The following is a 22,694-nucleotide window of genomic DNA, read 5'->3' as shown; positions in this document are numbered from 1 at the left end:
GTATTAACGCGTGCGGTATAAAGCCTCGACCAGGCTGAGCATCGCCAGCGCCTGGCCATATGGCATCGCAGTTAGGGGGATTCGTCGGTAATGGTCAAGGTCGTGTCCCATTGCCGTGCCAAATGAAACCTGGGTTAATTCTCCCTCCGGCGAGATATGCTCAATAATGCCTGCGATTGCTCGTTCGGCAACGGGTAGATAGCTGTCGTCCAGGTAGCCGAGACGTATCGCTTTCAGGATACCGGCTGCAAATCCCCCTGTTGCTGAGGCTTCAGCGTAGCTTGTTGCATCATCTAATAGCGTCGGCCATAGCCCGTTTTCACATTGACAGCGGGCGAGGGCGGATACCTGGCCCTGCAGGATGTTACAGAGCTGGCGATAGAAGGCGTCATGCTCATCAAGATTGAGCATTTCCAGTAGTTCAGGAATCGCCAGTGTTATCCAGCTATTGCCACGAGCCCATCGGGCACCGGCAAAATGATGCCTGCCGTCGAAATTCCAGCCGTGAAACCATAAACCACTTTTTCTATCCGTAAGGTAGTGAATGTGCTGTAGAAATTGAAATTTTGCTTCTTCTACCCAGTAAGGTTTTTGCAATAAAAGCCCAATCCTGGCCAGAGGCAGGACCGCCATCATCAAGGTGTCATCCCAGATTTGCTGATAATGCGCGTTTTCGTAGGTGACATGCTGCATGCAGCCTTCATCAGTGCGCGGAATCTGACGATAAAGCGCATCACCCCACACTTCCAGATACGCGCGCCATTCGTGACGAGCGTCCTGCTGGTAGCGACTGGAAAGCGTCAAAAAAGGGATCGCGGTATTAATATTCTTCTCCGGCGTTCCTTCGGCGAAACGGGCGCTGAACCAGTCGTCAATAATCTGCCTGGCGCGAGATGAGCCGGTAAGTTCATGGTAGCGGTAGAGACCAAACAAGCCGATACCATGTGTCCATTCCCATCCAGCCCAGCCTTTTGTATCAATCACGCGCCCGTCAGGCAGGCGCTGCAGGAATTGACCATTGTCATCCTGAATTGCGGTGAGGCTATCGATCAGTTTTTCGATAAGACGGATGATTTCAGGATGGCTTATTTTCTGCGACATAGTGATTCCTTTGCGCTGTCGTTTCAGCTGTATGCTGCCAGTGGGTATTCATATGCGGATGCCCGGTAAGTAACTCTACGGTTTGTCGTACCTGCGTTGATGCATCTTCGGGTTTACCGCCAGACCGCAGACGCTCTAGCTCGAAGGTAAGCGTCTTATGACACTCCTGGCTTAGACGAAAGCGAAACGCGCCGTACATCGCCAGCAGAGTGAGTAAACCCGGTCCGATAAGGAATACCCACCAGATGCCGTTTAGCGCGGCGGCATCTTGCGACTCTGCGCCTTTGGTAAAGCCAAACGCCTCCAGCGCCAGTCCAACAATAAACAGGGCCAGGGCCTGGGAAAATTTGCGCGTTAGCATCATGACGCCCGCGTAAATGCCTTCACGTCTGACGCCGGTATAAGCTTCATCCACATCAGGTAAAAAGTTGTAGACGTTCCATGGGATAAGATAGGTTCCGCCGCGTGCGATACCCATCACGATGGCCCCGCCGAATAAGAACCCTGATAAATGGCTAATGGAGGCGGAAAGCTGGCTGAACCACAGTAGAGCGCACATAATCAGTGCAATTGCCAGTTTGTAGGCGTTGCCGTTGCCGATGCGAATACAAAGCCAGGTAAAGAAAGGGATGGCAAAAAATTGAAATAGCGTCATCAGGCTCATTGCCTGGGAAGCTAAGGATGCGCCGACCTGAAGTACATATGTAAGATAGTGCATAAACAGCGAGCCGAAAATATCCAGGGCGACGGCTCCGCCAACGTACATCATGATGTGAATACGAAAAGTACGTAAACGGAAAGTTGAAGCCATTTCTCGATACAGCGAAATAATTGTTTTCCCCATCCCGCACTGAGTCGAAGGCGGCGGGAGATTCTCCCGTTCCCAGGTTCCCCGCCAAACGAAGATCCACGGTAGGGCGAAGAGTACGGAAAAGACCAGGCCGATATATAAAAATGCCTGCGATTTATCGGCGACGTGCGCCAAAATTTGTCCTGGGATAAGTGCAGATAAAAACGCTGTCGCCTGGGCAAATAGCATCCGCGCGCCAGACATTTTTGAACGCAGATCGTAACGCGAGGTCATCTCCGCAGGCAGCGTATCGTAGGGCACCATCAAGAGGGTAAAAACGGTGCTGAATAACAAATAAGTACCAAGATACCAGGAATAGCCAAAACCGCTTACCCACATCAGGGCAAAGCAAAAGGAGAGCGGCGCGCCGATAATAAAGAATATTCGGCGTCGCCCCCAGCGCGTGCGAATATTGTCGGTGATATAACCCATGATCGGGTCGGTGATGCCATCCCAAATTTTGGCGATCGCAAAGATGGATGCGGCGGCGGCGGGAGAAAGGCCCGCCACTTCAATATAAAAATAAAGCAGCCAAAGCCCGGTGATCGTCATTGCCCCGCTGCCGAAGATATCGCCCATCCCCCAGCAGAGAATATTGCGTGTTTTTACTTCCCGTGGTGCCGTTACTGTCCTCGTCATTTTCCTGTCTCTTCTGTCAGTAAAGAGGAAGTAGCACAGTAAAAGAGGTGAAAATTTTGCGGAATCGTCATTAAGGCGCTTTTGTTAAGAACTGAGAGCGGGGCGGAGAAAGCGGATTAAATGAAATAAATAGCGTGATATGGCCGGCAGTATTAGGACGGGCGAAAAAATGAAATGTGATAGCCATCGCTATTTCTGCGGAAGGAGCGAGAAGAAATGTGTCCGAAATCACAGATGAACTGCGGGAAAAAAGGACGTTGTGAGAACGGCGACAGATTACTTATGTCGATGCTGTTTTGCCCTACGGCGATCGATAATGACTGTGTTCAGATAGCATTCCCATTTCATCTCAGGAAATCCTATGAACATTTTTCTTTCAAACTGGCGCCCGCACGCAGATGGTATTACTCGCGACACTGAGATTTTTCAAAAAGCGCTGGATACCTTATCGCAAGCGGGCGGCGGTACGCTGGTGGTGGAAAGTGGAAAATATTACCTTGGCGGGTTACGCATGGGGTCAAACACCTGCCTGTGGTTGTCACCCGGTGCAGAACTCATCGTCAGCGATAATTATGCTGATTTCACCCAGGCGGTGGCCTTAAGCCGCGCAGAGTGCTCAGACCGGGCTTTCCTCTATGCCCAGGATGCCGAAAATATCTCGATTTGTGGGGGCGGTACTATTTACGGTAATGCAGATGGTTGGTTCTCCTCATCGGTTGATGATATGGGCTATCGCACGCCCGCCGAACAGCGGCCGCGCATGATTCTTCTGGAAAATTGCCAGCGGGTCAGGCTGGAAAATATCTGTATACACCATGCGCCGATGTGGACAATTCATCTTGTTTCATGTTCACAGGTGGTGATTGATGGCATTACCGTCGATAACGATCTGACAATGGCAAATACTGATGCGCTGGATATCGATAGCTGTCAGCAGGTACACGTTGCTAATAGTTTTTTTAGTGCGGCGGACGATGCAATTTGTCTGAAAACCACCGATAAACCGGCGGCTATCCAACGTCCTCTACGTCAGGTGACGATCGTCAATTGTACCCTGCGCTCAAAAAGCTGTGCTTTTAAAATCGGCACGGAAACCTGGCAAGATATTGAAGATATTGTGGTCAGCAACTGCACTATCTATGATTCGAATCGCGGTATCGGCCTGATTTCACGAGATGGCGGTCGGCTACGAAGAATGCTCTTTACCAGCATGACTTTTGAGTGTGTGGCGGCGCCAGCCTGTCACTGGGGGGAGGCGGACCCGATTTTCCTCTCCGCGCGCCGCAGGAATCCGCAGATCGAGCCCGGTGAGATTACGCAAATCCAGTTTCGTGGGCTTTGCGGAGAATGTGAAGGCGCCATCAATATGCACAGTGAAACCCCTTCCATGATCAACCGAATACGACTCGAGAGTATTCAGCTTACCCAGCGACTGCATTGCCACGGTTGGCAGGGGAATTATGATATTCGTCCGCCGTGTAATCCTTTTTCGCCAACAGGAATGGGTATCGATAACGCCTGGTGCCTCAACCCAGAAACGGGAAAGGCCTGGGGAGTCGAACCCTATCCCGGAGGGCTACCCGTCCTGTTTGCGCAGGGGGTTTCCGATTTAGTCATCACAGAACTTGATTGGCAGCGTCCAGTTCCCCTACCGGCAGGCTGGAATACGCAAGCGCTGTGTCTGGAAAAATGCGAGCGGTCATCCGTGCGGGAAACCTGAGCTAATGAAAAACGCCTCCAGCGGACGCCAGAGGCGGGGAAGTTTACTCTTCTGCCGCATATCCCTGCGGTGGAAGAGGAACATCATCAAGCCAGGCTTCGTTTCCTTCCGCGCGCAGGCGGCCGTCGACAAACCAGCTGATAGCAAGGGGATAGATATCGTGTTCCTGCGCCTGTACGCGGGCGGTAATGTCGTCCTCGGTATCTTCAGCGAAAACCGGTACCTTTGCCTGCAGAACCACCGGACCTCCGTCCAGCTCATCGGTCACAAAATGCACCGACGTCCCGTGCTCCTCATCGGCATTTTCCAGCGCCTGACGATGGGTGTGCAGCCCCGGATATTTTGGCAGCAGGGAAGGGTGGATATTCAGCATGCGCCCCTGGTAGTGGGCGACAAAAGCCGGGCTAAGAATACGCATGTAGCCGGCGAGAACCACCAGATCCGGCGCGTAAGCATCGATCTCGTGCATCAGCTCTCGGTCGAAAGCTTCCCGGTTGGCAAACTGGCTGGCGGCGAGCGCGTGAGCCGGAATATTGGCCGCGCGTGCGCGCTCAAGGCCGAACGCGTCGGCCTTGTTGCTGAAGACTGCACGCAGGGTGCCGTTGATTTTTTTCCGGGCGCAGGCGTCAATAATCGCCTGCAGGTTGCTACCGTTACCGGAAATCAGCACCACGATGTTTTTCATTCAATGACCACACGCTGTTCGGAATCAGAGGCTTTGATATACCCTATTTTCCACGCGCTTTCACCTTTGTCGTTCAGGAAGGCAATGGCTTTATCCGCCGCTTCCGCCGGCAGCGCGATGACCATGCCGACGCCGCAGTTAAAGGTGCGATACATTTCGTGGCTGCTAACGTTACCCGCGGTTTGCAGCCAGTTGAACACGTCCGGCCACTGCCAGGAGGATTCATCAATGACCGCCTGGGTGTTGTCCGGCAGCACGCGCGGGATGTTTTCCCAGAAGCCGCCGCCGGTCAGGTGGGCGATGGCGTGCACGTCAACGTTGGCGATCAGGTCGAGTACGGATTTCACATAAATGCGGGTCGGCGCCAGCAGATGGTCGGCCAGCGGCTTACCGTTGAGATCGGTGGTTTGCGGGTCAACGCCGCTGACTTCGATAATTTTGCGCACCAGAGAGTAGCCGTTAGAGTGCGGGCCGCTGGAAGCCAGCGCCACCAGCACGTCGCCATCGGCCACTTTGCTGCCGTCGATAATTTCTGATTTTTCTACCACCCCAACGCAGAAACCGGCCACGTCATAATCTTCGCCGTGGTACATGCCCGGCATTTCCGCCGTCTCGCCGCCCACCAGCGCGCAGCCTGACTGCAGACAACCTTCGGCAATGCCGCTGATTACGCTCGACGCAGTATCGACATCCAGTTTGCCGGTCGCGTAGTAATCAAGGAAGAACAGCGGCTCTGCGCCCTGAACCACGAGGTCGTTTACGCACATAGCGACCAGGTCGATACCGATAGTGTCGTGACGCTTGAGGTCCATCGCCAGACGCAGCTTGGTGCCGACGCCGTCGGTGCCGGAGACCAGAACCGGTTCGCGATACTTCTGCGGCAGCGCGCACAGCGCGCCGAATCCGCCCAGTCCACCCATCACTTCCGGGCGGCGGGTTTTCTTCACCACGCCCTTAATACGGTCGACGAGAGCGTTGCCTGCATCAATATCCACGCCGGCATCTTTATAGCTGAGAGAGGTTTTATCGGTCACTGCGAAGTCTCCACGCGTTTGCGGTAGCAATAAAAAACGGCGCAATTCTAACAGGGATAGCAAACGTTTGCGAGCCTGCTTTGCAGCCGATGTAAAACGGCCGTTAAGTGCGCAAATTTGATACTGTTCACGAAAATGAAACCGGGTACATTCTTCTGCTTGCCAGCGTTGTCGGGAATAATCATCATGCCAGTGAAACCGGTTTCTTTCCTGATTCCTGGAGAGATAAACCGCGAATGTGATGGATTCTGGAGGAAAGCTGAGGATGAACATTGCCGCATTTGATATCGGTGGCACGGCGTTAAAAATGGGGGTAATGACGCGCGAAGGCACGCTGCTGGAGAAAGGAAAGCAGAACATCGTCGACAGCGACGGCGACCAAATCCTGCAGGCGATGCTGGCGTGGATCGCCGCTCACCCGGCGTGTGAAGGGGTGGCAATCAGCGCGCCCGGCTACGTTAACCCGCACACCGGCTTTATCGAAATGGGCGGCGCCATCCGTAAATTCGATAACTTCGCCATCAAGCGCTGGCTTGAGCAGCAGGTGCGGCTGCCCGTGGCCATTGAGAATGATGCTAACTGCGTGCTGCTGGCCGAGCGCTGGCGGGGTAAAGCCGCCGACATGAGCAACTTTCTGGTCCTGACCATCGGCACCGGCATCGGCGGGGCGATTTTTTGTAATAACCAGCTGGTCCACGGCGCGCGCTTCCGCGCCGGCGAGTTCGGCTATATGCAAACCGCGCGTCCGGGCACCCGCGATGTGCGGCGCTATTCGATGAACGAAAACTGCACGCTGCGCGTGCTGCGCCATCGCTACGCTGAACATATCGGCAAGGCGCTGGATGACGTCACTGGCGAAGAGATTTTTGACCGCTACGATGCGGGCGACGCCGCCTGTCGACGTCTGGTCGCTGAATTCTTTAACGGCCTGGGTACCGGGCTTTACAACCTCGTCAACTTATTCGACCCGCAAACGATTTTGATCGGCGGCGGGATTGTGGAACGACCGGGCTTTCTGGCGCTGCTGCGCGAACATCTGGCCTGGTTTGGCATTGCGGAATATATCGACACCGTCAGCCACGGCAACGATGCCGGGCTGGTAGGCGCGGTTTACCATTTCAATCAGCAATACCGGTCGCAGAGCGGCGACTGCGCATAGGGAGAGAACATGTCCGGATTTAAAGAAGGTTTTCTGTGGGGCGGCGCGGTGGCGGCGCATCAGCTGGAAGGCGGCTGGAAAGAGGGTGGTAAAGGGGTGAGCGTCGCCGACGTAATGACCGCAGGCGCGCACGGCGTACCGCGCGAAATCACCGATGGCGTGCTGCCGGGGAAAAACTACCCCAACCACGAAGCGATTGATTTTTATCATCGCTATAAAGACGACATTCGGCTGTTTGCCGAAATGGGCTTCAAATGCTTCCGCACCTCTATTGCCTGGACGCGCATCTTTCCGCTGGGCGATGAGCAAGAACCTAACGAGGCCGGGCTGCAGTTTTACGACGACCTGTTCGATGAGTGCCTGAAGCACGGTATTGAGCCGGTGATTACGCTCTCCCACTTCGAAATGCCGTACCATCTGGTGACGGAGTACGGCGGCTGGCGTAACCGTAAACTGATTGATTTCTTCGTCCGCTTTGCCCGGGTGGTATTTACCCGCTACCAGCACAAAGTGAAGTACTGGATGACCTTCAATGAGATCAATAACCAGGCCAACTTCCACGAAGATTTTGCGCCGTTCACCAACTCCGGACTGAAATATCTGCCGGGGGAGGACCGCGAGCCGGTCATGTTTCAGGCGGCGCACTATGAGCTGGTCGCCAGCGCGCTGGCGGTTAAAGCCGCCCGCGAAATTAACCCGTCATTGCAGATTGGCTGCATGATAGCCATGTGTCCGATTTACCCGCTGAGCTGCGCGCCCAACGACATGATGATGGCGATGAACGCCATGCATCGCCGCTACTGGTTTACCGACGTTCACGTGCGCGGCCGCTATCCGCAGCACCTGCTGAACTACTTCGAGCGTCGCGGTTTTGCGCTGGACATCACCGAAGAAGACCGCGTGGCGCTGACTCAGGGCTGCGTCGACTATATCGGCTTTAGCTACTATATGTCGTTCGCCACGAAAGCAACGGATGATAATCCGCAGCTGGATTACGATGAAAGCAAGAGCCTGGTTTCCAACCCGTACGTGCAGAAGTCAGACTGGGGCTGGCAGATTGATCCGGTCGGGCTGCGCTACTCCCTGAACTGGTTCTGGGATCATTACCAGCTGCCGCTGTTTATTGTGGAGAACGGCTTTGGCGCCATCGACGTGCGCGAAGCGGACGGCTCGGTGGATGACCAGTATCGTATTGACTACCTTTCCGCCCATATCGCCGAGATGAAAAAAGCGGTTGTTGAGGATGGCGTCGACCTGATGGGCTATACCCCGTGGGGCTGTATCGACCTGGTTTCCGCGGGAACCGGTGAGATGAAAAAACGCTACGGCTTTATCTACGTGGATAAAGATAATGAGGGCAACGGTACGCTGGCGCGTAGCCGTAAGAAATCTTTTGCCTGGTATCAGCAGGTTATCGGCAGCAACGGCGAAAATCTATAAACGGCCGTAAAGCCCCATTCAGCCCCGCCTTCGCGGGGTTTTTTTATTTTGTCTTATACTGGCTCAGGCAGCGTAAAGCATTTTGGTTGATCCCGGTCAAACATATCGGCTATGGCGTAAAAGGAAAAAGGCGGTATAATCCGGCGATTTTTTTTGTGGCTGCCCCTCAGAGGAGAAAGAGAATGAAGATCGTGGAAGTGAAACACCCACTCGTCAAACACAAGCTGGGCCTGATGCGTGAGCACGACATCAGCACCAAACGCTTCCGTGAACTCGCCTCAGAAGTTGGCAGCTTACTGACTTATGAAGCTACTTCCGATCTGGCGACCGAAAAAGTCACCATCGAAGGCTGGAACGGCCCGGTAGAAATTGAGCAGATCAAAGGCAAGAAAATTACCGTAGTGCCGATTCTGCGCGCGGGTCTGGGGATGATGGAAGGCGTGCTTGAGCACGTGCCGAGCGCGCGCATCAGCGTGGTGGGCATCTATCGTAACGAAGAGACCCTTGAGCCGGTGCCTTACTTCCAGAAGCTGGTATCCAATATTGACGAACGCATGGCGCTGGTGGTTGACCCGATGCTGGCGACCGGCGGCTCCATGATCGCCACCATCGACCTGCTGAAAAAAGCGGGCTGCTCCAGCATTAAGGTGCTGGTTCTGGTGGCGGCGCCGGAAGGCATCGCCGCGCTGGAGAAAGCGCATCCGGACGTTGAGCTGTACACCGCGTCCATCGACCAGGGCCTGAACGAGCACGGATACATTATTCCGGGGCTCGGCGACGCCGGCGATAAGATTTTTGGTACGAAATAAATGATGAAGTAGAAAAAGCCGACTTTGAGAGTCGGCTTTTTTTTGAATAAAACACACCAACAGCAATCAACAAACGACTCTCAGAGGAAAATGCCATGACGCGCCGTGCTATCGGGGTGAGTGAAAGACCGCCGCTTTTACAGACAATCCCGCTTAGTTTGCAACATCTGTTCGCCATGTTTGGCGCAACGGTACTGGTGCCCGTTCTGTTCCATATCAACCCGGCCACGGTACTGCTGTTTAACGGCATCGGAACGCTGTTATATCTTTTCATCTGCAAAGGCAAAATTCCGGCTTATCTCGGATCGAGCTTTGCGTTTATCTCCCCGGTGCTGCTTCTGCTGCCGCTGGGCTACGAAGTCGCTCTCGGCGGCTTTATCATGTGCGGCGTGCTGTTTTGCATCGTCTCCTTTATTGTCAAAAAAGCCGGAACCGGCTGGCTGGACGTGATGTTCCCACCGGCGGCGATGGGCGCGATTGTCGCGGTTATCGGCCTGGAGCTGGCGGGCGTGGCGGCGAATATGGCCGGTCTGCTGCCCGCTGACGGGCAATCGCCGGACAGCAAAACCATTATTATTTCGATGGTGACGCTGGCGGTGACGGTTTTCGGTTCGGTGCTGTTCCGCGGTTTCCTGGCGATTATCCCGATTTTAATCGGCGTCCTGGTCGGCTACGCGCTCTCCTTCGTGATGGGCGTCGTCGAGACCACGCCCATCGCCGAGGCCCACTGGTTCGCGCTGCCGACCTTCTACACCCCGCGCTTTGAATGGTTTGCGATTTTCACCATTCTCCCCGCCGCGCTGGTGGTGATCGCCGAGCACGTTGGACATCTGGTAGTCACGGCCAATATCGTCAAAAAAGATCTGATCCGCGATCCGGGCCTGCATCGTTCAATGTTTGCCAACGGCCTGTCTACGGTGATCTCTGGCTTCTTTGGCTCCACGCCAAACACCACCTACGGCGAGAACATTGGCGTGATGGCGATCACCCGCGTCTACAGCACCTGGGTTATCGGCGGCGCGGCGATCATCGCGATTCTGCTCTCCTGCGTCGGCAAGCTGGCGGCGGCGATCCAGATTATCCCGCTGCCGGTAATGGGCGGCGTCTCGCTGCTGCTGTACGGGGTTATCGGCGCTTCGGGTATTCGCGTGCTGATCGAATCTAAAGTTGATTACAACAAGGCGCAGAACCTGATTCTGACCTCCGTTATCCTGATCATCGGCGTCAGCGGGGCAAAAGTGCATATCGGCGCCGCCGAGCTGAAAGGCATGGCGCTGGCGACCATCGTTGGCGTCGGGCTGAGCCTGATCTTCAAACTGATTAGCGTGCTGCGTCCGGAAGAGGTGGTTCTCGACGCTGCGGATAGCGAAGAAGCAAAACATTGATCCTTATACCGGGCGGCGATCCTGCCCGGTTCTCTCCTTGCGTATTTCTGTGCTAAACTCTCCGCGTTTTTCTGCAAGCCTATGTTGAGGTCCATCTGAACGCACCGGCACAGCTCTCTTTGCCACTGTATCTTCCCGATGATGAAACTTTCGCGAGTTTCTGGCCGGGCGATAACCCTTCTCTTCTTGCCGCCCTTCAGAACGTGCTGCGGCAGGAACATAGCGGATACATCTACATCTGGTCACGCGAAGGGGCGGGGCGCAGCCATCTCCTGCACGCGGCCTGCGCGGAGCTCTCTCAGCGCGGCGATGCGGTGGGCTACGTACCTCTGGATAAACGGACGTGGTTTGTTCCTGAAGTGCTGGACGGGATGGAGCACCTGTCGCTGGTTTGTATCGATAATATTGAGTGCGTAGCGGGCGATGAACTGTGGGAAATGGCGATTTTCGACCTCTACAACCGCATTCTCGAGTCCGGTAAAACCCGGCTGCTGATTACCGGCGACCGACCGCCGCGCCAGCTCAAGCTTGGCCTGCCGGATCTGGCTTCGCGTCTTGACTGGGGGCAAATCTACAAGCTGCAGCCGCTGTCGGATGAAGACAAGCTCCAGGCGCTTCAGCTTCGCGCCAGACTGCGCGGTTTCGAAATGCCGGAAGACGTCTGTCGGTTCCTGCTTAAGCGGCTGGATCGCGAAATGCGTTCGCTGTTTATGACGCTCGATCAGCTCGATCGCGCTTCCATTACTGCCCAGCGCAAGCTGACCATTCCTTTCGTGAAAGAGATCCTCAAGCTTTAGCGGGCCGCGGCCTGAGGATCGACAACTTAGTTAACGATTTCCAGAACCTGCTCCGGCGGGCGACCGATACGGGCCTCGCCGTGGCTAACGACGATAGGCCGTTCAATCAGCTTTGGATTATCAACCATCGCCTGGATCAGCGCATCTTCGCTCAGCTGCGGGTTAGCGAGATCGAGGGATTTATAGAGATCTTCTTTCTGGCGCATTAAGTCGCGCGCGCTGGCCATCCCCAGCATCTTCAGCAGCTGGCGCAGCGTGGCGGCATCCGGCGGCGTCTCCAGATAGAGCACCACTTCGGGGTCGATGCCGTTAGCCTTCAGCAGGCTCAGCGTGTCGCGACTCTTGGAGCAGCGCGGGTTGTGATAGATTTTGACCGTATCGGACATGAGGTCTCCTTACATTTTCTGGTACGGTTTGAAGCGTTCCTGCAGCTGACGCAGTTGATCGATACGCGCATCGTAGCGGGCCTGCTGCAGGCTGCCTAATTTTACCTGTGAGCTGGCGCTGCTGAGCAGGGTAATGGCCTGATCGAGTCGGCCAACCAGCGCCATGCCTTCCGCTCGGGCTGCCAGCTCCTGATCGCGATTTCCCAGTTTTGCTTCCGCTTGCGCCAGCAAATCCCAACCATTGACGTCATCTTTATTATTGAAGGTATAGCGGTTAAGGATCGTCGCCGCTTCCCCGGGCTGCCCGCCTTCCAGCAGTGCGTTGGCGAGGTTGAGCTGCAGCACCGGATTAGTACGCAGCTCGCGGGCGCCCTTCAGGCGATTAATCGCGTCTGTGGCTCTCTTTTGCCCGAGATCGATATCGGTCGCCAGGTCAAGGTACCAGGCGTTCTGCGGTTCGGCGCTCAGCAGCGGCTGCAGCGTTTTGCGCGCCAGATCGTAATTGTTATTGCCCATGGCCAGCAGCGCGCGGCCGTACTGGGCGGCGTGCTGCTCGCGAATATTGCCTTTTTCCCAGCTGCTCAGCAGGTCGTTGCCCAGCTTATTGTCGCCGGAGGTGTACATGCCCAGCGTTCTGGCCTTCGCCAGGTAGAAGTCAGCGGAGGACTGCACGACAACCGGGCGCATCTGGTTCGCACGGTTGCGGGCGTCGGCGAGACGGCTTTCCGGTAAGGGGTGGGTCAGCAGCATTTCCGGCGGCCGGGTGGAGTAGCGCGACTCGTCGAGCAGCTTACCCATAAACGCCGGCATCGCCTGCGGGTCGAACCCGGAGCGCTGAAGGACCTGAATGCCAATGCGGTCGGCCTCTTCTTCGTTTTGACGGGTAAAGCTGATCAGCCCCTGCTGGCTGCCCGCCAGGGTGCCGGTCAGCGCGGCCATCCCGGCCTGCGGGCTGGCCATCGCCAGCAGAATCGAGCCCAGCGCGCCGACCCAGGTCAGCGGAGCGTTACGCTTTTGGTCTTCCATCGCGCGGGCGAGATGGCGCTGGGTGACGTGAGAAATTTCGTGCGCCATTACCGACGCCAGCTCGCTTTCATTATCCGAGTAGCGGAACAGGGCCGAGTGCAGTACGACGTTACCGCCGAAGAAAGCAAAGGCGTTTATTTGATCGTTATTAATCAGATAAAAGTGGAACGGGGTGCGAACGGAATTGGCGTGCGACACCAGGCGCATGCCTAAACCGTTAATATACTGCACCAGCAGCGGATCGTTGATTAACGGCGCGCTGCCGCGCAGCTGGCGCACGTAGTAATCTCCCATCTGCATTTCCTGGCCGATGGAGAGCGTGCTTCCTGCGGAGGTGCCCATGTCCGGCAGAGTGTCTGCGGTATCGGCAAAAGCAGGTAATATTGAACCCAGCGTCAGCGACGCTATGACGGTCGCCACCAGCGTTTTCTTCAACTGCCTGAACATAACCTCTGTCCTGTAATGTAGGTGTGCCAGTTTGACCGATTGTGCGGCGTAATGTTCCCTGACCGCAAGCAGGTCCAGCGAGTTTAGCCGTCGTTCGCGGCGTTGCAAATATGATATTCATCCGGCCAGTAATGTTTGTGGTTTTACCCATAAAAAGCGAAGTCTTTTTTGTGACATTTCGATACAATTCCTGAGATTGTTACAGCTCCGCTCTTCAGGGAAGGGTTTTATGCTCCAGATGTTAATGCAGTGGTACCGTCGTCGGTTCAGCGACCCGGAGGCGATAGCGCTGCTGGTCATTTTGCTGGCTGGGTTCGGCATTATGTTTTTCTTCAGCGGCCTGCTGGCACCTTTGTTAGTGTCGATTGTTCTGGCCTATCTGCTGGAGTGGCCCACCGTCAGACTGGAGCGTATCGGGTTTTCACGTACCTGGGCCACCTCGGTCGTTCTGATTCTGTTCGTCGGCATTCTGCTGCTGATGGCGTTTGTGGTGATGCCGGTTGCCTGGCAGCAGGGCATTTATCTGATTCGCGATATGCCCGGGATGCTGAATAAGCTTTCCGATTTCGCCGCCACGGTGCCGCGCCGTTATCCGGCCCTCATGGATGCCGGCATTATCGACGCGATGGCGGAGAATATGCGCAGCCGCATGTTAACCGTCGGCGACTCGGTGGTGAAATATTCGCTGGCCTCTCTGGTCGGGCTGCTGACCCTGGCGGTCTATCTGGTGCTGGTGCCGCTGATGGTTTTCTTTCTGCTGAAAGATAAAGAGCAGATGCTTAACGCCGTACGCCGGGTGCTGCCGCGCAACCGCGGCCTGGCCGGGCAGGTATGGAAAGAGATGAACCAGCAAATTACCAACTATATTCGCGGTAAGGTGCTGGAAATGATCGTCGTCGGCGTGGCGACGTGGATTGGCTTTATCCTTTTTGGCCTCAACTATTCGCTGCTGCTGGCGGTGCTGGTAGGGTTCTCGGTATTAATCCCCTATATCGGCGCGTTTGTGGTCACCATTCCGGTGGTGGGCGTGGCGCTGTTCCAGTTTGGCGCGGGAACCGAGTTCTGGAGCCTGTTTGCGGTGTACCTGATTATTCAGGCGCTGGATGGCAACCTGCTGGTGCCGGTACTCTTCTCGGAAGCCGTTAACCTGCATCCGCTGGTGATTATTCTGTCGGTGGTTATTTTTGGCGGTCTGTGGGGATTCTGGGGCGTGTTCTTCGCTATTCCGCTGGCGACGCTCATCAAAGCGGTGGTGCACGCCTGGCCGGATGGCCTGATAGTGGAAGACGAGCATTAGCGCTAAGCCGCAAGGAATGCCCTAAAAAAAGACGCCGGGTGGTTGAGAACGACCCGGCGTCTTGCGTTTATCTTAGCGTCAGGCGTTTTCTTTCAGCCAGTTCAGCACCACGTCGTGGTGATTGCTGGTTTTGAAATCATCAAACACATGTTCGATTTTGCCGTTGGCGTCGATGAGGAAGCTAATACGATGGATACCGTCGTAGGTTTTCCCCATAAAGGTTTTTTCACCCCAGATACCAAACTGCTCGCATACCTGATGATCTTCATCAGACAGCAGAGTGAAGTTCAGCAGCTCTTTTTCGGCGAAACGGGAGAGTTTTTCTGGTTTATCCGTACTGATACCCAGTACTTCAACGCCTGCTTTTTTCAGGTCGTCCATATTATCGCGTAAACCGCACGCCTGTACGGTGCAGCCCGGGGTCATGGCTTTCGGATAAAAATAAACCAGAACACGCTGTCCCTGGAAGTCGGTCAAATTTACTTCCTCGCCGTCCTGGTCCGGTAAGCTAAATTTCGGTGCAATATCACCGGCTTTCAGTGGGTTCATCACTCAAACTCCATCCTGTTCATCATGCTGTGAATAATTAACAATGTTAATACTGCCTTGTGCATTCAGTTCTGTACATAGGGCTTTGAACGCTTGTTCGATATTTGATGCATTTTGCGTAGTCGGGCTGTGGGCGGTGATTTGAATAAAAAGCTGTGCTGACTCGTCGTTCGCTCCGGGCTGAGTGCGGGAAACCAGCTCGGCAATGTTCATTTTCCACGTATCGCACAGCGCCGTAAACCGCTCAATGATATGCGGCGAATCCGGCACCTCAACCTGAACCCAGACGGTGTTCTGCATCGCCTGAGGCGGTCTCGCGGTTGTACGCTTCATCACGATAAGCAGATCCAGCTCGGCGCCTTTCAGCGGCAGAGTGGATTCAATCAGGTTAATTGCATTCCACGAGCCGGAAAGCAGCATGATAAACGTAAACTCATCGCCAAGCATGGCCAGCCGACTGTCTTCAATATTACAGCCGCAGCTGCTGACGTGACGAGTGATCGTATTCACGATGCCTGGGCGGTCAGCACCCAACGCGGTAATAACCAGATAGTGTTGTAATGAGGCTGTCAAACCTGTTCTTCCTTTAAAAAGGTGAGGTAACGTTAGGAAAGCATAAAAAAAACCGGCATACAACATCCCTGATGGCATCGGGTCTCTTGCTTTTATTACGACTCCAAACGTAACATTGAGAATCTTGTCCCACTTATGCTCTGAGGATGGCCCATGTTTACGGGAAGTATTGTAGCGCTTGTCACGCCAATGGATGAAAACGGCAACGTCTGCCGGTCAAGCCTGAAAAAACTGATTGATTATCATGTCGCCAGCGGAACCTCGGCGATCGTTTCGGTAGGGACTACCGGAGAGTCCGCAACATTGAGCCATGAAGAGCATGGTGATGTGGTGATGCAGACGCTGGAGCTGGCCGACGGGCGTATCCCGGTCATTGCCGGTACCGGTGCAAATGCAACCGCAGAGGCGATTAGCCTGACCAAGCGATTTAACGATAGCGGCGTGGTTGGCTGCCTGACGGTAACGCCGTATTACAACCGTCCGACCCAGGAAGGGCTGTTCCAACACTTTAAAGCTATCGCAGAACATACTGACCTGCCGCAAATCCTGTATAATGTGCCGTCCCGTACCGGTTGCGATATGCTGCCTGAAACCGTTGGTCGTCTGGCGGAAATTAAAAATATTATCGGTATTAAGGAAGCGACGGGGAACTTAAGCCGCGTTCATCAGATCAAAGAGCTGGTTTCAGATGACTTTATTCTGCTGAGCGGCGATGACGCGACCGGAATGGACTTTATGCAGCTTGGCGGTCATGGCGTGATTTCCGTAACGACAAACGTTGCGGCGCGCGAAATGGCCGAGATGTGCCGACTGGCGCTAGCAGGTCAATTTGCCGAAGCTCGTGCGATTAACCAGCGTCTGATGCCATTGCATACCAAATTATTTGTCGAACCCAACCCTATTCCGGTCAAATGGGCCTGTAAGGCGTTGGGTCTTGTGGCGACCGATACGCTACGCCTGCCGATGACCCCGATTACCGAAAACGGTATTAAGGTTGTGACCGCAGCGCTGAAGCATGCCGGTTTGCTGTAAAGTTTAGGGAGATTTGATGGCTTACTCAGTACAGAAGTCGCGCCTGGCGAAGGTTGCGGGTGTTTCGCTGGTTCTACTCCTCGCGGCCTGTAGTTCTGACTCGCGCTACAAGCGTCAGGTGAGCGGCGACGAGGCCTATTTGCAGGCTACGCCGCTTAGTGAACTTCACGCGCCAGCAGGGATGATCCTGCCGATTCAGGTGGGTGATTATAATATTCCGGTTGCGACCAGCACCGGTAACACTGGCAAAGCCCTGGACATTCGTCCGCCGGCCCAGCCACTGGCGCTGGTCAGCGGCGCGCGTACGCAGTTTAACGGTGATACCGCGACGCTGATGGTGGAAAACGGGCGCAGCGGTTCGCTGTGGGCGCAGGTGGCAAGCATCGTGCAGTCGAAAAACTACACTATCGCGAAACGCGACGATGCCAGCCAGACGCTGAATACCGACTGGGTCGAATGGAATCGCCTCGATGAAGACCAGCAGTATCGTGGTCGCTATCAAATCTCAGTTAAGCAGCAGGGCTATCAGCAGGCGGTGATCGTGAAGCTGGTGAATCTGGAGCAGGCGGGTAAACCTGTTGCCGATCCGGCTTCGCTGCAGCGCTACAGTACCGCCATGCTGAACGTCATCTCCGAAGGTCTGGATCTGAACGCCACCAGCGCGCAGAACGCCGCGCAGAAAAACGCCGGGGCGACCTTCGACGTGCAGAGCGGCGCTGATGATACCGGCCTGCCGATGCTGATCGTTCGCGCGCCGTTTAACCTGGTGTGGCAACGCCTGCCGGGCGCTCTGGAAAAAGTGGGCATGAAGGTCACCGATAGCTCTCGTTCTCAGGGCAGCTTCTCCGTCACCTACAAACCGCTTTCCGACAGCGGCTGGACCGATCTGGGCGCCCGCGACCCGCAGCTGGTTTCCGGCGATTATAAACTGCAGGTCGGGGACCTCGATAACCGCAGCAGTCTGCAGTTCATCGACCCGAAAGGCCATACGCTGACGCAGTCGCAAAATGATGCCCTGGTCGCCGTATTCCAGGCCGCATTAAGTAAGTAATTAACAGGGCTGGAGCAATCCGGCCCTTTTTAATGTATAGTGACGCAAACGTGTGCGTCGGCAGAAAAGCACAAATTTTTATCGTTAATCATCACTGGAGTGACAAAGATGCAAAAGCAAGCTGAGTTGTATCGTGGTAAAGCGAAGACGGTATACAGCACCGAAAACCCGGATCTGTTGATACTCGAATTCCGTAACGATACGTCAGCAGGGGACGGCGCTCGCATTGAGCAGTTCGATCGTAAAGGCATGGTGAACAACAAGTTCAACCATTTCATTATGAGCAAGCTGGCGGAAGCGGGTATCCCGACCCAGATGGAAGCGCTGTTGTCCGATACCGAGTGTCTGGTTAAAAAGCTGGATATGGTGCCGGTGGAGTGCGTGGTGCGCAACCGCGCTGCCGGTTCGCTGGTGAAACGCTTAGGGATTGAAGAGGGCATCGAGCTGAACCCGCCGCTGTTCGACCTGTTCCTGAAGAACGACGCCATGCACGACCCGATGGTCAACGAATCCTACTGCGAAACCTTTGGCTGGGTGAGCAAAGAGAACCTGGCGCGTATGCAGGAGCTGACCTACAAAGCTAACGATGTGCTGAAAAAGCTGTTTGACGATGCGGGCCTGATCCTGGTGGACTTCAAGCTGGAGTTCGGTTTGTTCAAAGGCGAAGTGGTGCTGGGGGATGAATTCTCTCCGGACGGCAGCCGTCTGTGGGATAAAAAAACCATGGATAAAATGGACAAAGACCGCTTCCGCCAGAGCCTTGGCGGCCTGATTGAAGCCTACGAAGAAGTCGCTCATCGCCTGGGCGTGAAGCTCGACTAATCCCCCGACGCCAGAAGAAGTTTTCTTCTTCTGGCGCTCTTCTTGCTGTTTCCTGTGGTAATCCTCCGCTGAACCGCCTACGATCTTATTCATTGGTTAATATGATGAATTGAGGTGCTTATGCGCTGGCAAGGACGTCGCGAGAGCGACAATGTGGAAGATCGTCGTGGTCAATCTGGTTCACCGATGGGCGGCGGAGGCGGTTTTCGTCTCCCCAGCGGTAAAGGCGGCATTGTACTGCTGATTATTGTTCTGGTGGCGGGCTATTACGGCGTGGATTTAACCGGCATGCTGACCGGCGAGCCGGTATCTCAACAGCAAACCACCCAACGCTCCATTAGCCCGCAGGATGAAGAGGCCGCGAAATTCACGAAGGTGATTCTGGCGGACACGGAAGATACCTGGGGCGCTATTTTTAAAGATATGGGCCGTCAGTATCCGCAGCCCAAACTGGTGATGTACCGCGGCGCGACGCGGACCGCCTGCGGCACCGGTCAATCGGTCATGGGGCCTTTTTACTGCCCTGCGGACAGCACGGTGTATATCGACCTGTCATTCTACGATGAGATGAGAAACAAGCTTGGCGCCGGCGGCGATTTCGCGCAGGGTTACGTTATCGCCCACGAGGTTGGCCATCACGTACAAAAGCTGTTGGGTATTGAATCGAAAGTGCGCCAGCTGCAGCAAAACGCTTCGCAGGCGGAAGCGAACCGTCTGTCGGTAAAAATGGAGCTACAGGCGGACTGCTTTGCCGGCGTCTGGGGCTACAACATGCAGAAGCAAGACTACATGGAGACCGGCGATCTGCAGGAAGCGCTGAATGCCGCAGAGGCGATTGGCGACGATCGCCTGCAGCAGCAGAGCCAGGGGCGCGTCGTGCCGGACAGCTTTACCCACGGAACGTCGCAGCAGCGCTATACCTGGTTTAAACGCGGTTTCGATAGCGGCGACCCGGCGCAGTGCAACACCTTCGGCAACGCGCTGTAATGCTCTACTGTCATGGATGAACTGCATCACCTGACGGCGCAGATGGCGCGCGAAGGCGTTCGTCGTCTGCTGGTTCTCAGCGGTGACGATGCCTGGACCTTGCGTCAGGCGCAAAGAGTACGTACCGCGCTGGCCGGCGACGGGCTGTGGGTCGGCCCGCGTCCGATGCCCGAGCCGTACGTCTCGTCTGCTGCCCTGAAATCGCTGCTGGGCCGCGAATTCCAGCACGCCTTTTTCGATGCCCGCGAGGGTTTTGATGTGGCGGCCTTTGCCGCATTAGCCGGTACGCTGCGCGCCGGAAGCTGGCTGGTATTGCTTACCCCCGACTTTGCGCAATGGCCGGCCCGTCCTGATGCGGATTCTCTGCGCTGGAGCGACGCTCCCGACCCCATCCCCACGCCGAATTTTGTTTATCGTTTTTGCCAACAGGTTAGTGCGGATAATGCGTCCATTCTCTGGCGGCAGGGCAATGAACTTGCGGCGTCCGCGTTACCCGTGCGCCCGCCATGGCATCCCGCCGACGGACATCCGCAGGCGGAGCAGGCTGCCGTGCTTGCCGAACTGGCCCGGTTCCCTCCCGGTATTGCGGCGCTAACCGCCGAGCGCGGGCGAGGCAAGTCCGCGCTCGCGGGGATGTTTATTCGCCATCTGGGGGGAGATGCCATCGTCACGGCACCGGCGCGGGGAGCAGCGGAGGTGATGGCGACATTCGCCGGGGAGGCTTTCCGCTTTATGGCCCCCGACGCACTGCTGGCTTCCGGCTGCACCGCCGGATGGCTGATTGTCGATGAGGCCGCGGCCATCCCCGGGCCGCTGCTGCGCCAGCTTGTCTCCCGCTTCCCGAGGACGCTGTTGACCACCACCGTTCAGGGGTACGAGGGGACGGGACGCGGCTTTTTGCTTAAGTTTTGCGCCAGTTTTGCGCATTTACGGCAGTTTAGCCTGACGACGCCCATCCGTTGGGCAAGCGGCTGCCCGCTGGAGGCGGCGATTGCGCGGCTGCTGCTGTTCAACGACGAGACCTTTCAGCACGCGCCAGGCGGCGATATCGCGCTGGAAAGCGTCAGCCAGGAGAGCTGGCGGCGACAGCCTGCGTTACCGGAAGCGATGTATCAGCTGCTCTCCGGGGCCCACTATCGCACCTCGCCGCTGGACCTCCGGCGCATGATGGATGCGCCGGGGCAGCATTTTACCTGCGCCCGCGGCGGGGAGCGCATCGCCGGAGCGCTATGGCTGGTGGAGGAGGGCGGTCTTGAGCCGCCGCTTAGCCAGGCGGTGTGGGCCGGCTATCGCCGTCCGCGCGGCAATCTGGTGGCGCAGTCGCTGGCGGCGCACGGCGGTAGCCCACTGGCGGCTACGTTGGCGGGGCTGCGCATCAGCCGTATTGCCGTGCATCCGGCTCGCCAGCGCGAAGGGCTGGGGCAGCGGCTGGTGGCCCGGGCGGCGTCGCAGGCTGCGGACCGGGATTATCTCTCGGTGAGTTTTGGCTACACGCCTGAGCTGTGGCGTTTCTGGCAACGCTGCGGTTTTACGCTGGTGCGGCTGGGCACGCATCGGGAAGCCAGCAGCGGCTGTTACACCGCGATGGCGCTCTATCCTCTCAGCGAAGCGGGCCATCGCCTGGCAAGCGAAGAAGCCCAACGGCTGCAGCGCGACGAATTCTGGCTGCGCGAGTGGCGAGATGAACCTGTGCCGCTGACGGCGCTGAAAGCGACTATTCTTACTGAAGAAGACTGGCTGGAGGTGGCGGGTTTTGCTTTTGCCCATCGTCCGCTGCTGACCTCGGCGGGTAGCCTCAATCGCCTGCTTATATTGGTGGAGCTGCCGCTTCCGGCGCTGCGGGCCCGCCTGCAGCAGCAGGATGAGGCCGCGCTTTGCCGGACGTTAGGCTTATCCGGACGGAAAGCGCTGCTGGCCAGGCTGCGCGAAGAGGCGGCGCAGGCGCTGCTCAGCCTGGATGAAAACCGCGCCAACGACCTGCGCCGGCAGGTTAAAATGCTGCAATTTTTTTAACTAACTCCTTCAGTTAAATGGCATGGTCATATTTCGCCTGCGGCGTAAACTTCCTTGCAGACATTAAGGAGACAGCCATGAAACACGATCATTTTATTGTTCAGAGCCCCGCGACACCTGCACAGCAACTGCTGCTGCTGTTTCATGGCGTCGGCGATAACCCGGTGGCCATGGGGCAAATCGGTAGCTGGTTTGCGCCGCTGTTTCCCGATGCGCTGATTGTCAGTATCGGCGGCGCTGAGCCGTGCGGTCCGCCTCCGGGACGCCAGTGGTTTTCCGTGCAGGGCGTTAGCGAAGAAAATCGCCAGCAGCGGGTGGATGCCATCATGCCGACCTTTATTGAAACGGTGCGCTACTGGCAACAGCAGAGCGGCGTCAGCCCGCAGGCGACGGCGCTGATCGGCTTCTCACAGGGGGCGATTATGTCGCTGGAGAGCATTAAAGCCGAGCCGGGTCTGGCATCGCGGGTGATCGCCTTTAACGGCCGCTATGCGACGCTGCCGGAGACCGCGACGACCGCGACCACTGTTCACCTGATCCACGGCGGTGAAGATCGGGTGATCGATCTGGCGTGGGCGGTAGCGGGGCAGGAGGCGCTGCAGCAGGCCGGCGGTGACGTGACGCTGGATATTGTTGAAGATCTGGGGCACGCGATTGACGATCGCAGTATGCAGTTTGCCCTCGATCATCTGCGCTTTACCGTACCGAAGCACTATTTCGACGAAGCCCTCAGCGGCAGCACGCCGAAAGACAGCGATATTATTGAACTGCTGTGATAATAAACCCGGAGGCGGCGCGATGCGCCTGTCCGGGCTACCGGACCTGCAGACGAGCTGGAAACCCGTAGCCCGGGCAAGGCGCGTTAAGCGCCGCCCCCGGGAAAAGAGCGCAG

Annotated in this window: 21 protein-coding genes; 13 read left to right on the top strand and 8 right to left on the bottom strand. The window is 56.3% G+C overall.

The features are described 5' to 3' along the window. Positions 1-3 precede the first annotated feature (3 nt). Both ABLU87_RS21670 and ABLU87_RS21665 read right to left on the bottom strand, forming a co-directional pair. A complete protein-coding gene (locus tag ABLU87_RS21670) occupies positions 4-1,101 on the bottom strand; it encodes a glycoside hydrolase family 88 protein (protein ID WP_025106612.1) in 1,098 nt (365 codons plus the stop codon). After that, complete coding sequence (locus ABLU87_RS21665) at positions 1,076-2,530, bottom strand: MFS transporter (protein WP_049083717.1); 1,455 nt, start codon at positions 2,528-2,530, stop codon at positions 1,076-1,078. The genes ABLU87_RS21670 and ABLU87_RS21665 overlap by 26 nt, the downstream gene beginning before the upstream one ends. Before the next feature lie 421 nt (positions 2,531-2,951). Between ABLU87_RS21665 and ABLU87_RS21660 the strand changes: the two genes are divergently transcribed. Further along, positions 2,952-4,310: a glycosyl hydrolase family 28 protein gene (locus ABLU87_RS21660; protein ID WP_025106614.1), complete on the top strand. Its 1,359-nt coding sequence runs from the start codon at positions 2,952-2,954 to the stop codon at positions 4,308-4,310. Positions 4,311-4,353: 43 nt separating this feature from the next. Here the strand turns inward: ABLU87_RS21660 and purN are convergent, their stop codons facing one another. Beyond that, positions 4,354-4,995, bottom strand: a complete 642-nt coding sequence (gene purN, locus ABLU87_RS21655) for a phosphoribosylglycinamide formyltransferase (RefSeq protein WP_348865988.1) — start codon at positions 4,993-4,995, stop codon at positions 4,354-4,356. Further along, positions 4,992-6,029 (bottom strand): phosphoribosylformylglycinamidine cyclo-ligase, encoded by a 1,038-nt coding sequence (purM, locus tag ABLU87_RS21650; RefSeq protein ID WP_004853107.1) that lies wholly within the window; start codon positions 6,027-6,029, stop codon positions 4,992-4,994. The genes purN and purM overlap by 4 nt, the downstream gene beginning before the upstream one ends. Positions 6,030-6,294: 265 nt before the next feature. Between purM and bglK the strand changes: the two genes are divergently transcribed. From bglK to ABLU87_RS21625, 5 genes are all read left to right on the top strand, one after another. Further along, positions 6,295-7,188 carry a beta-glucoside kinase BglK gene (bglK, locus tag ABLU87_RS21645; protein WP_009654911.1) on the top strand — a complete coding sequence of 298 codons (894 nt, stop codon included), beginning with the start codon at positions 6,295-6,297 and terminating at the stop codon, positions 7,186-7,188. A gap of 9 nt (positions 7,189-7,197) precedes the next feature. Then, complete coding sequence (locus ABLU87_RS21640; RefSeq protein WP_025106615.1) at positions 7,198-8,628, top strand: 6-phospho-beta-glucosidase; 1,431 nt, start codon at positions 7,198-7,200, stop codon at positions 8,626-8,628. A 182-nt stretch (positions 8,629-8,810) separates the two neighbouring features. Next, positions 8,811-9,437, top strand: a complete 627-nt coding sequence (gene upp / locus ABLU87_RS21635; RefSeq protein ID WP_004123492.1) for a uracil phosphoribosyltransferase — start codon at positions 8,811-8,813, stop codon at positions 9,435-9,437. A 95-nt stretch (positions 9,438-9,532) separates the two neighbouring features. Beyond that, complete coding sequence (gene uraA, locus ABLU87_RS21630; RefSeq protein ID WP_122116693.1) at positions 9,533-10,822, top strand: uracil permease; 1,290 nt, start codon at positions 9,533-9,535, stop codon at positions 10,820-10,822. A gap of 95 nt (positions 10,823-10,917) precedes the next feature. Further along, positions 10,918-11,619 carry a DnaA inactivator Hda gene (locus tag ABLU87_RS21625; protein ID WP_211800913.1) on the top strand — a complete coding sequence of 234 codons (702 nt, stop codon included), beginning with the start codon at positions 10,918-10,920 and terminating at the stop codon, positions 11,617-11,619. Positions 11,620-11,645: 26 nt separating this feature from the next. Here ABLU87_RS21625 and arsC read toward each other — a convergent pair whose 3' ends face one another. Together arsC and bepA are read right to left on the bottom strand one after the other, a co-directional pair. After that, complete coding sequence (gene arsC, locus ABLU87_RS21620; RefSeq protein ID WP_004853095.1) at positions 11,646-12,005, bottom strand: arsenate reductase (glutaredoxin); 360 nt, start codon at positions 12,003-12,005, stop codon at positions 11,646-11,648. Positions 12,006-12,014: 9 nt separating this feature from the next. Then, positions 12,015-13,478 (bottom strand): beta-barrel assembly-enhancing protease, encoded by a 1,464-nt coding sequence (gene bepA, locus ABLU87_RS21615; protein ID WP_004853093.1) that lies wholly within the window; start codon positions 13,476-13,478, stop codon positions 12,015-12,017. A gap of 229 nt (positions 13,479-13,707) precedes the next feature. On the opposite strand from bepA, the gene ABLU87_RS21610 reads away from it, so the two are divergent. Continuing rightward, the gene (locus ABLU87_RS21610; protein WP_004123481.1) at positions 13,708-14,775 is read left to right on the top strand and encodes an AI-2E family transporter; all 1,068 of its coding nucleotides are present in this window, start codon (positions 13,708-13,710) and stop codon (positions 14,773-14,775) included. A 78-nt stretch (positions 14,776-14,853) separates the two neighbouring features. On the opposite strand, the gene bcp is transcribed toward ABLU87_RS21610, so the two are convergent. Together bcp and ABLU87_RS21600 are read right to left on the bottom strand one after the other, a co-directional pair. Further along, positions 14,854-15,324: a thioredoxin-dependent thiol peroxidase gene (bcp, locus tag ABLU87_RS21605; RefSeq protein WP_004104423.1), complete on the bottom strand. Its 471-nt coding sequence runs from the start codon at positions 15,322-15,324 to the stop codon at positions 14,854-14,856. 3 nt (positions 15,325-15,327) lie between these two features. Beyond that, positions 15,328-15,897, bottom strand: a complete 570-nt coding sequence (locus tag ABLU87_RS21600; protein WP_004123480.1) for a glycine cleavage system transcriptional repressor — start codon at positions 15,895-15,897, stop codon at positions 15,328-15,330. 153 nt (positions 15,898-16,050) lie between these two features. Here ABLU87_RS21600 and dapA point away from each other — a divergent pair, with 153 nt between their 5' ends. The 6 genes from dapA to ypfH all read left to right on the top strand — a co-directional run bounded on the left by dapA (position 16,051) and on the right by ypfH (position 22,578). Further along, positions 16,051-16,929 (top strand): 4-hydroxy-tetrahydrodipicolinate synthase, encoded by an 879-nt coding sequence (gene dapA, locus ABLU87_RS21595; protein WP_004853086.1) that lies wholly within the window; start codon positions 16,051-16,053, stop codon positions 16,927-16,929. Positions 16,930-16,945: 16 nt separating this feature from the next. Then, positions 16,946-17,980 carry an outer membrane protein assembly factor BamC gene (bamC, locus tag ABLU87_RS21590; RefSeq protein ID WP_004853085.1) on the top strand — a complete coding sequence of 345 codons (1,035 nt, stop codon included), beginning with the start codon at positions 16,946-16,948 and terminating at the stop codon, positions 17,978-17,980. Between the two features lie 108 nt (positions 17,981-18,088). Beyond that, a complete protein-coding gene (purC, locus tag ABLU87_RS21585) occupies positions 18,089-18,802 on the top strand; it encodes a phosphoribosylaminoimidazolesuccinocarboxamide synthase (RefSeq protein WP_004104417.1) in 714 nt (237 codons plus the stop codon). Between the two features lie 120 nt (positions 18,803-18,922). Next, positions 18,923-19,789, top strand: coding sequence for a neutral zinc metallopeptidase (locus tag ABLU87_RS21580; protein ID WP_014839185.1), 867 nt, complete (start codon positions 18,923-18,925; stop codon positions 19,787-19,789). 12 nt (positions 19,790-19,801) lie between these two features. Continuing rightward, entirely contained in the window at positions 19,802-21,802 is a 2,001-nt protein-coding gene (locus ABLU87_RS21575) for a GNAT family N-acetyltransferase (protein WP_196942056.1), read from the top strand. 77 nt (positions 21,803-21,879) lie between these two features. After that, positions 21,880-22,578: an esterase gene (gene ypfH, locus ABLU87_RS21570; protein WP_004853078.1), complete on the top strand. Its 699-nt coding sequence runs from the start codon at positions 21,880-21,882 to the stop codon at positions 22,576-22,578. The last annotated feature ends 116 nt before the right edge of the window (positions 22,579-22,694 follow it).

The organism is Klebsiella sp. CB_Kp196, assembly GCF_040061575.1.
Classification (GTDB): domain Bacteria; phylum Pseudomonadota; class Gammaproteobacteria; order Enterobacterales; family Enterobacteriaceae; genus Klebsiella; species Klebsiella michiganensis.
The sequence above is the reverse complement of the archived record's forward strand: the minus strand, read 5'-3'. Positions and strand labels throughout refer to the sequence as shown.